Below are 9030 nucleotides of genomic sequence, written 5' to 3'. Positions count from 1 at the left end.
GGTTATGATGAGCTTTAACATCTCTAGAATTTCTTCTACAGTGTTTGTCCAAATTCAAAAACTCTTATCACAATTCATCTTACACACTGGCTTTAAAACAGCTTATCCACAGAAAATGTGGATAAGCTGTTTTAACGGTATAAATAGTGAACAAACACTAGCAGAAGCAGTCAACACCACCTAAGGCGATGGTTTAGAGATGACAACAAAAAGCGGCCCAAAGCCGCTTCTAAAATCATCTCTTCAATAAGGAGTTATTCGTGAGATCCATCTCGAAGGTAAATTAACCAGTACCAAATGCCAACAAAAACACCCCCACCTATGATATTACCAATCGTCACGGGTAATAGGTTATTGATCAAAAAACCCATTAAGTTAAGGTCTGCGTAGTCGGCAATATTGGCACCCGTCACCTGCCAAAACTCAGCGGGTGCAAAATATTTGATACCAATTGCCATCGGAACTTGGAACATATTAGCGATGCAGTGCTCAAAACCCGCGGCGACAAACATAGCGACAGGTAAAATCATCACCATAATTTTGTCAGTCAAGGTACGACCACTGAAAGTCATCCAGACCGCCACGCACACCAACACGTTACACATAATGCCAAGCGCTACTGCCTGCATAAACTCGTGATGCAATTTATGCTGAGAAATGGCCATCGCATTGAGGCCAACTTGTCCACCATCAAACATATATTGTTTGGAAACGAGCATACAGGCGACAAGCATCAGCGCACCAGCAAGGTTGCCAAAGTAGACGATGACCCAGTTTTTAATCAGCATACTCCAAGAAATTTTGCCACTCGCACGTGCAACCAAAGTTAGCACTGAACTAGTGAATAACTCACCACCAGTGACCACCACCAGAATAAGACCTAAGCTAAACGCAAAGCCGCCGATAAAACGACTCAGACCCCAAGCCATATCGCCCGTGCCTGTCGTCACTGTAGTGTAAAAAACGAAAGCAATACCGATATGAATACCAGCAGAAATGGCAAGAAGGAAAGACTTCATCGGATCTTTCGTCGCTTTTCCAACGCCAGTTTCTGCGGCGCGCTCTGCCATTTGCGGTGGCAATAGGGAATCAAATTGGTTTAAGTTCATGGCAAGTAACATTTTGAAACAAGTTATATAAGGCGCGGATAATCGCTCCATTCCTATGACAATTCAAGAGCTATTTTCTATGTTTACAAAAAATGTGTTTAGCGTGATGAAAATCATAAAAATTTATTGATAGCCCATATCCAGCGCCTATAGATAGTCACTCTCTTACAAACCAATGATGAATATAACTGTGTGAAATATCCCCAATTTGGTTGCAGATAACATTTCTTACAACAACTGATTGCGGCTAACTGCGCAGGCATCTATGGTGACAAAAAATCATTCACTACATAGGTGTCGAGATGAAATTTACTCAACAAAATATCGCCGAGCTCAATCTACTCCTCCAATTTGATTTAAGCAGCGCTGCGACTGGCATTAAAGTCCGTAATGATGCGTCTGACGACATGCAATCCGCCGTTCAACGTCTTTACGAAAAAGGTCTGTGTACATTACCTGATGGTGGCTATTTGACGGATGAAGGCATCGAAGTGGCAGAGCATGCAGAGCGCGTGCTGCGCGTTTTGAACTCTTAATCTAGCCTGCAAAGGCAGCCGTGACTCTGCTGGCTGCCTTGTCCCCTTTAAAAACCGCCCTTCTTTATTTGGCCATTCGCTCAATCCAACGTTGATAGGGCTGAATTCGATCATATCCCCAGTTAAACAGTGTGGTGTAGATAAAGAAAAAGGTCAGAAACCCAGCTTCCAAAATCAATGCATCCCACATCGATACGTCTAAAACCCAAGCGATCACCGGAATAGAAATAAAGACGAGCCCACCTTCAAAACCGGTCGTGTGTAACAAGCGTAAGCTAACCGTACGCGCTAATCGGTTGGTACCAAACACTCGGTCGAACAAAACGTTGTATAGATAGTTCCACGCTACGGCAAATAGGCTCAAACCAATACCTATCATGGCTAAATCCCCCGTTCCCTGTCCTGTCAGCAATGCGGAAATTGGAATAATTAACGCTAATGCGGTCACTTCAAACGTTATTGCATGGAAAAGGCGCTCTTTCATCGACAACTCTCTCATTGACATCATTTTTCTCCTCTTTATTCTTCGTCTGAGGTGTTGAATGGACTCATTTTTATCTATATTGAAGATACTAAAAAGTTAGATAGTATCGGTAAATGAGATATGTTGAGTATTGATCAGTTGCAAGCCTTCACCGCAACCGTTGAGAGTGGATCTTTCTCCGGCGCGGCAAGACAGTTGGGCAAAGTTCAATCGGCCGTTAGCCAACACATCATCAATTTAGAAATTGATTGCGGTGTAGAACTGTTTGATCGCTCCGGCCGTTATCCACGATTAACTGCGCAAGGCGAGCGACTTCTACCGTATGCGCAAGCGACGTTGCAGCAACATCAACGCTTAGCGCAACAAGCACAACTGCTTGTTTCCTCACCCAATCAACAGCTTTCGCTTGCGATGGATGAAGGGATCCCGTTACAAGGGTTAACTCATTTATTCAAACAGTTAGCCACACAGTTTCCACACATTGAAATTGAATGTTTAAGTGCATCAAGTACCGATGTGATTGAGATGGTGGAACAAGGTCGCGCTAGCTGTGGGATCATCTTCAGTGAATTGGCCTTACCGAATAACCTTGATTTTGAAAATGTCGGTTCAATCCGTTTTGATGTTTATGTGGCCGCAGAGCATGAATTGGCTCAGCATCAAGCGCCCCATATCGATATGCTAAGATTGCATCGCCAACTCGTTATCCGCTCACGCAGCCATAAAACCAGCAGTTTCCATCAAGCCTTTAGCCCCGAGATATGGTACGCCGATAACTACTATCTATTATTAGAGATGGCGTTAAGCGGTTTAGGATGGTGTTTGCTGCCAAGCTATTTAGCCGAAAGTGAACAAGCGATGGGGAAATTAGTGCGTGTCCCTGTTGAGTTTGAACAGCTGGCTTGGTATACCAATATTGATGTCATTCAGCACCAGCGCATGAGCGCCGATCCTATCCATAAAATGGTCAGGCAGTTGTTGCGCCAGCTTAGTCCACTCACCGATGCCTGATCGGCATACAATCAATACAGGATGTACATTTTATGAGCACCATTACCCTCATTGGCGTAGGTTGGCTAGGCCTTCCTCTAGCGCAAGCTCTTACCGAAAACCACCAAGTCTACGCCAGCCGCACCCAAACGGCAGGAATGCTTGAGTTAACGCAACATGGCATCACAGGCTTTGTATGCGATCTTTCTCTGCGCGACCAAAGCTTATCGCAGCACTTTATTGCTCAAAAAAGTGAGATGGTGATAGGCAGCTTTCCACCCGGTTTTCGCAAGGGAAGAGGGCAAGAGTATGCGCAGCAGTGGCAGCATTTAGTCACGCAAGCAAAGCTGGCTAATGTGCGTAAAATAGTCATGGTCAGCTCAACCAGCGTCTATCCTGACATTGCACAACCAATGAGTGAACAGGATGCCTCCTTGTCACTGGCGCAAAATGACTCAAACTTCAGTGAAGGAGCACGAATCATGTTGCAAGCCGAGCAACACGTTATCGATTCAGGGCTAGATTATGTCATTGTACGCTGTAGTGGCTTGATCGGACCAAAGCGTCATCCCTCACGATTTGCAGCGCGTTTGGCGCAAGTCAGCCGGCTTGCACCAGCTAATATGTTGCATCAAAAAGACGCCATTGGTGCACTGATTTTTGCCAGCGAAAAACTCTCCAAACAGGTCGTTAACGCCACCACACCACAAACCGTGAGTAAAGCTGAGTTTTATCAAGCCGCGTTGGCGGCCGCCGAGCTAGACTCACCATTGCCGCCAATTGTCGATATTGCAGACAAACGCATCTTAAGCGACAAGCTGAGCCAATTGGGCTATCAATTTCATTATTCACACACGTTAGAGGCACTGGCACTGAATGAGTAAACATCTCTACCAACACATTGAAACCTTGTGGCAGTACATGCAGATGAAGCATGAGCTCGTCGCGGCCGATATCATTATGGTGTTTTGCAGCAATGATTTGCGCGTGGCTGAGTATGCTGCACATTTGTACCAACAAAATCTGGCTCCCTACCTTCTTTTCTCTGGCGGACAAGGGCGTTTTACTGAGGGTAAATTTGCTAAAAGCGAAGCAGAAACCTTTGCTTACATAGCCAAAGATTGTGGCGTACCAACCCACGCGATTTTACTGGAAAAAGAGGCGACTCACTCTGGAGAAAATGTACGATTTAGTCACCATCTATTGGCAGAAAAATCGATCACTGCGCAACGTATTATTGTGGTTCAAAAACCCTTCATGGAACGTCGTGCCTACGCCACATTTGTTCAGCAGTGGCCTGCCCCATTTGAGTCATTGATGGTGACCTCTAGCGGAGAGACATTTTTCGATTATCTTGATGAGGATTTCACCGTTGATGTTGTACTGAGTGCGCTACTAGACGATTTTGTGCGAGTCCGCGACTACCCAGCACAAGGATTTCAGATTGAGCAACCGATCCCTGACGATGTGACACTTGCTTACCAAGTTCTGAGTCAATTTGAGTGGTAACACAAGTTGTGGGGCATACAAAATAGATAGGGAGGCTTAAACCTCCCTATCGAATAATTTGTTCAAGGCGCAGAAGTAATGAATTTACTTACCCAAGGCTTCTTTATAGTGCTGACGACATACCGACACGTATTTATCGTTACCACCAATAGAGACTTGATCACCTTCAGCAATCGCCACTCCATGTTCATCGGTGCGAATGACCATGTTCGCTTTACGGCCACAATGACAAATTGTTTTCAATTCCACCAGCTTATCGGCCCAAGAAAGTAGATATTTACTCCCTTCAAATAGCTCACCTAAGAAATCGGTACGCAAGCCATAGCACAGTACCGGAATGCCGATTTTATCGACCACTTCAGTCAATTGATAGACTTGATCTTTGGTTAAGAATTGGCACTCATCAACCAAAATGCAGTGACGCTTTTGTTGCTCGTGCAGTGCGTTGATCTCATCATACAAATTCGTTTCAGCAGTAAAAAGCTGGGCGTCTGATTCCAATCCTATTCTTGAACTTACTTTACCAACACCATAGCGGTCGTCGATGGCGGCGGTATAGATCACGGGCGTCATACCACGCTCTTGGTAGTTGAAAGAAGATTGTAGAAGAGTGGTTGATTTACCTGCATTCATCGCAGAGTAATAGAAATACATTTGAGCCAAAAGAGAGATTCCTGTCACTAAGTCAATTGGCGAGAGAACAAGGTTCACTCAAATAAAAAAGGATAACCCTACGCAGGGGCAAAAAAGAGGGTGACTTTCGCCACCCTGTTACCGTTGCGTTTATTGCGCTTTTTCTTTTGCGACCGTCACCGCAATCGCCAACTCTTCGAGCGACGCTGGGTTAGCCAGACTCGGTGCATCCGTTAGCAAACAAGCGGCTGCGGTTGTTTTAGGGAAGGCAATCACATCGCGAATATTTTCCGTACCACACAACAGCATCACCAAACGGTCAAGACCGAATGCAAGACCTGCGTGTGGTGGCGTACCAAATTTCAGCGCATCCAATAGGAAGCCGAATTTCAGTTGTTGCTCTTGCGCATCGATACCTAAAATATCAAACACCACAGATTGCATTTCAGCATTGTGAATACGCACCGAGCCACCGCCCACTTCATAGCCGTTTAGTACCATGTCGTAAGCATTTGAATTTGCAACCGCTGGGTTGGCTTGCAGCTCTTGCGCGGTTAAGTTAAGTGGCGCGGTAAATGGGTGATGCATAGCATGCAAGTTACCTTCGTCATCTTCCTCAAACATCGGGAAATCAACAACCCATAGTGGAGCCCATGAATTTTCATTGGTGATCGCCAGATCTTTACCCAATTTCAAACGCAGCGCACCCAAGGCTTCAGTCACCACTTTTATTTTATCGGCACCAAACAAAATGATGTCGCCAGACTCAGCGTGAGTACGCGCCAAAATGCCTTCCACAATGTCAGCCGAAAGGAATTTCGCGACCGGAGATTGAACACCCTCTAAGCCAGCAGCGCGGTCATTGACTTTCATCCACGCCAAACCTTTCGCGCCATAAATACCAACAAACTCAGCGTAGCTATCAATTTGCTTACGAGTTAATGCCGCGCCACCCGGTACACGAATAACCGCAACGCGTCCTTTGGCATCATTAGCTGGGCCAGAGAAAACATTGAAATCCACATCTTTTACAAGGTCTGCAACATCAACCAATTCCAGTGGGTTACGCAGATCCGGCTTGTCGCTACCATAGCGACGCATCGCTTCGCTGTATGGCATCACAGGGAAATCGCCTAGATCAACGTTTAGTAGTTCTAGCCACATGTTGCGAACCATTTTTTCGGTCACTTCACGCACTTGATCTGCCGTCATAAATGACGTTTCAATATCGATTTGAGTAAATTCTGGTTGACGGTCAGCACGTAAATCCTCATCACGGAAACATTTTACGATTTGATAGTAACGGTCAAAACCTGACATCATCAGCAACTGTTTAAACAGTTGTGGCGATTGAGGAAGTGCATAGAAACTGCCTTTGTGCACACGACTTGGCACTAAGTAATCACGAGCCCCTTCCGGCGTTGCTTTCGTCAAAACTGGCGTTTCAATATCGAGGAAACCGTGTTCATCAAGGAAGCGGCGTACAAAGCTAGACGCTTTAGCGCGCAGCTTAATACGATCACTCATTTCTGGACGGCGTAGATCTAAGTAACGATATTTTAGACGTTGCTCTTCTGAGTTCTTTTGGTTGAAATCCAGTGGCAAAACATCACTGCGGTTGATAATCGAAATCCCACTCGCGAGAATTTCTACTTCGCCAGTCGCCATCTCTTTATTGATTTGACTTTCTGGACGCGCGCGTACTTCACCAGTGAGCTTAATGCAGAATTCATTACGCAGTTGGTTAGCTACTGCAAATACATCCGCCATATCTGGATCAACCACCACCTGAACGATGCCTTCACGATCTCGCATATCAATAAAGATAAGACCGCCTAAATCACGACGGCGATTAACCCAGCCGCACAACTCCACAGTTTGTCCTGCGAGGGACTTGTTCAGGTGACCACAATAATGGCTACGCATAATGAATTTCCCAATCTCTAATTAGTTATCAATTCTAAGCCGCTCAGCGTCATTATCTGAGCAGCGCAAAGTTCCATTTATACGCTGAAAGATGTGCAAAATCGACCTTCCAGAATACAATTTGTTGTGTTTTATCAAGGGTTGCTGCTTTTTAAATCAATAATCAACCAAAATAGCAACACCGCTGAGAAATTGCGGCTGATTATAGCGTTAAAATACCAAAATCATCAAAACTCTCGTAGAGTATTTATTTTTAGTAATGGATAAAAGGTCAGTATGATGAATTTACCACTGCGACTCGGCCTTACCATGTGGTCACACGCGGGCTGGCAAAGTACGTTTTACGGCGCGGGAACGCCTGCTGCGCAGCGTCTTGAAAAGTATGCGAGGGTTTTTCATACCGTAGAAGGCAACACTACTTTCTATGCGTCACCTTCCATGAACACAGTGCAGAACTGGCGCGCCGCCACTCATGATGATTTTCGGTTTACGTTCAAACTGCCCAAAGCTATTACCCACGAACATAAGCTCACTGGCTGCCAAGATCAGTTAAAAGATTTTATGATGCTGATGGAGCCTCTACACTCTCGTGTTGGATTATGGACCATCCAACTGCCAGCTACTTTTGGCCCACAGCACTTAGAGCAGTTGAAAAAATTCTGCGCCTATTTTCCCGCGGGTTTTCCACTGAGTGTTGAAGTGCGGCACCTTGAGTTTTTTGCTAAGGGAGAAGCTGAAAAAGCGCTCAATCAATGGTTAGTTGAATCGTCGATTGATCGAATCATTATGGATAGTCGTCCTATCTTTTCGGCCAAACCGACGACCGACGTCATCATTGATGCTCAGAAAAAGAAACCTAAAGTCCCTGTTCACGCCATTGCCACGGCACAAACGCCGATGATCCGTTTTATCGGCCACCCAGAATTAGAGGCCAATTACCCCTTTTTTGAAGCGTGGATGACCAAACTGCCACATTGGATCGAACAAAGAAAACAACCTTATCTTATGGTCCACACGCCAGACAATATTGAAGCCCCATTATTAGCCGCCGAGCTATACCAACAGCTGCAACAACGACTCACATTACCTACATTGACAACATTTCCAGCCCAAGATGACCAGCACCAAATCACCCTATTTTGATACTAAAACTCACCACTAATACACACCCCCTATTGTGTAACAAAAGGGGGAATCCAGTTCATGCGAACACATAAAAATGTGGGGTAACAAACCATCAGGCTTTTATGAATGCCACTATCTTTTGGTATTCAGTTTCATGAATTCACAAAATTAGACAAACCTTTTATCTTTTTCCATGCGTCTCTATCACCAATTCTCTTTCTTTTTAGAGACAGTTCTGCTGAGCTCAGCATCCAAGGTGTTTTTGTACACACTTTATTCCCCTGAGCTCCTCCTGTGTTCGATTCCTGAATTTGTAAGTTACCACTGTTGAGTAAAACCTTCTGTAGTAGTTTCTGATCTTCACTGCCAAGTGCTCCCCAAGGAGTAACCGATTCATTCTGATGTAATTTAATCACTTCTCGCTTAACTTCTCCGTCAAGAAAACCCGTACGATCTTTACCACTTTTGCAATTCCAAGCAGGAATAATCCCAATTTCATACGTTAATAACACAATGCACCTTGCCATTTTGTATGGGTCACTCTCATCGGTATTATGTGCTTTAGCTTCCCAAATCTCTTTTATTTGTTGTACCAATTGTAAAACAACCGATTTATTTTTAGGGTTATCGGCCAAATATTTACCGACCCAACCTTGTGGATCAGTACTATTGCAAAAACCATCCCCCAACAGAATCTTTAAACCCTCTAGGTTTATAC

The 9030-nt window shown here is 44.9% G+C and carries 11 protein-coding genes; 6 read left to right on the top strand and 5 right to left on the bottom strand.

What is annotated here, in order from left to right:
• Window positions 1-184, top strand: a 184-nt coding sequence (locus B9J87_RS17830) for a hypothetical protein (protein ID WP_217898079.1), incomplete at its 5' end; no start/stop codon positions are given.
• A 70-nt stretch (window positions 185-254) separates the two neighbouring features.
• Here B9J87_RS17830 and focA read toward each other — a convergent pair.
• A complete protein-coding gene (focA, locus tag B9J87_RS06105; RefSeq protein WP_094149770.1) occupies window positions 255-1109 on the bottom strand; it encodes a formate transporter FocA in 855 nt (284 codons plus the stop codon).
• A gap of 302 nt (window positions 1110-1411) precedes the next feature.
• On the opposite strand from focA, the gene B9J87_RS06100 reads away from it, so the two are divergent.
• A complete protein-coding gene (locus tag B9J87_RS06100) occupies window positions 1412-1645 on the top strand; it encodes a TIGR02647 family protein (RefSeq protein ID WP_010318620.1) in 234 nt (77 codons plus the stop codon).
• Between the two features lie 64 nt (window positions 1646-1709).
• On the opposite strand, the gene B9J87_RS06095 is transcribed toward B9J87_RS06100, so the two are convergent.
• Window positions 1710-2153 (bottom strand): PACE efflux transporter, encoded by a 444-nt coding sequence (locus tag B9J87_RS06095; RefSeq protein WP_094149768.1) that lies wholly within the window; start codon window positions 2151-2153, stop codon window positions 1710-1712.
• A 96-nt stretch (window positions 2154-2249) separates the two neighbouring features.
• Here B9J87_RS06095 and B9J87_RS06090 point away from each other — a divergent pair, with 96 nt between their 5' ends.
• From B9J87_RS06090 to B9J87_RS06080, 3 genes are read left to right on the top strand one after another with little or no spacing between them, the layout of a single operon-like run.
• Window positions 2250-3140, top strand: a complete 891-nt coding sequence (locus tag B9J87_RS06090) for a LysR family transcriptional regulator (protein ID WP_017043935.1) — start codon at window positions 2250-2252, stop codon at window positions 3138-3140.
• A gap of 32 nt (window positions 3141-3172) precedes the next feature.
• Window positions 3173-4003: an NAD(P)H-binding protein gene (locus B9J87_RS06085; RefSeq protein ID WP_094149766.1), complete on the top strand. Its 831-nt coding sequence runs from the start codon at window positions 3173-3175 to the stop codon at window positions 4001-4003.
• Entirely contained in the window at window positions 3996-4628 is a 633-nt protein-coding gene (locus B9J87_RS06080) for a YdcF family protein (protein ID WP_094149764.1), read from the top strand. The genes B9J87_RS06085 and B9J87_RS06080 overlap by 8 nt, the downstream gene beginning before the upstream one ends.
• 84 nt (window positions 4629-4712) lie before the next feature.
• On the opposite strand, the gene B9J87_RS06075 is transcribed toward B9J87_RS06080, so the two are convergent.
• Complete coding sequence (locus B9J87_RS06075; protein WP_026028832.1) at window positions 4713-5291, bottom strand: thymidine kinase; 579 nt, start codon at window positions 5289-5291, stop codon at window positions 4713-4715.
• Window positions 5292-5411: 120 nt separating this feature from the next.
• On the bottom strand, window positions 5412-7187 hold the full coding sequence (gene aspS / locus B9J87_RS06070; protein ID WP_019282187.1) for an aspartate--tRNA ligase: 1776 nt from the start codon (window positions 7185-7187) through the stop codon (window positions 5412-5414).
• 276 nt (window positions 7188-7463) lie between these two features.
• Here aspS and B9J87_RS06065 point away from each other — a divergent pair, with 276 nt between their 5' ends.
• On the top strand, window positions 7464-8330 hold the full coding sequence (locus B9J87_RS06065) for a DUF72 domain-containing protein (RefSeq protein WP_094149762.1): 867 nt from the start codon (window positions 7464-7466) through the stop codon (window positions 8328-8330).
• 134 nt (window positions 8331-8464) lie between these two features.
• On the opposite strand, the gene B9J87_RS06060 is transcribed toward B9J87_RS06065, so the two are convergent.
• Window positions 8465-9030, bottom strand: a 566-nt coding sequence (locus tag B9J87_RS06060; RefSeq protein WP_303396258.1) for an inositol phosphate phosphatase SopB, incomplete at its 5' end; no start/stop codon positions are given.

It is taken from the genome of Vibrio sp. V19_P1S1T109, assembly GCF_002241375.1.
Taxonomy (GTDB): Bacteria; Pseudomonadota; Gammaproteobacteria; order Enterobacterales; family Vibrionaceae; genus Vibrio; species Vibrio anguillarum.
The sequence above is the reverse complement of the archived record's forward strand: the minus strand, read 5'-3'. Positions and strand labels throughout refer to the sequence as shown.

What these genes read in the sequence shown, in the direction of transcription:
- aspS (WP_019282187.1), bottom strand. Translation starts at nt 7,187, where the DNA reads ATGCGTAGCCATTATTGTGGTCACCTGAACAAGTCCCTCGCAGGACAA.
- B9J87_RS06090 (WP_017043935.1), top strand. Translation starts at nt 2,250, where the DNA reads ATGTTGAGTATTGATCAGTTGCAAGCCTTCACCGCAACCGTTGAGAGT.
- focA (WP_094149770.1), bottom strand. Translation starts at nt 1,109, where the DNA reads ATGAACTTAAACCAATTTGATTCCCTATTGCCACCGCAAATGGCAGAG.
- B9J87_RS06080 (WP_094149764.1), top strand. Translation starts at nt 3,996, where the DNA reads ATGAGTAAACATCTCTACCAACACATTGAAACCTTGTGGCAGTACATG.
- B9J87_RS06100 (WP_010318620.1), top strand. Translation starts at nt 1,412, where the DNA reads ATGAAATTTACTCAACAAAATATCGCCGAGCTCAATCTACTCCTCCAA.
- B9J87_RS06095 (WP_094149768.1), bottom strand. Translation starts at nt 2,153, where the DNA reads ATGATGTCAATGAGAGAGTTGTCGATGAAAGAGCGCCTTTTCCATGCA.
- B9J87_RS06065 (WP_094149762.1), top strand. Translation starts at nt 7,464, where the DNA reads ATGATGAATTTACCACTGCGACTCGGCCTTACCATGTGGTCACACGCG.
- B9J87_RS06085 (WP_094149766.1), top strand. Translation starts at nt 3,173, where the DNA reads ATGAGCACCATTACCCTCATTGGCGTAGGTTGGCTAGGCCTTCCTCTA.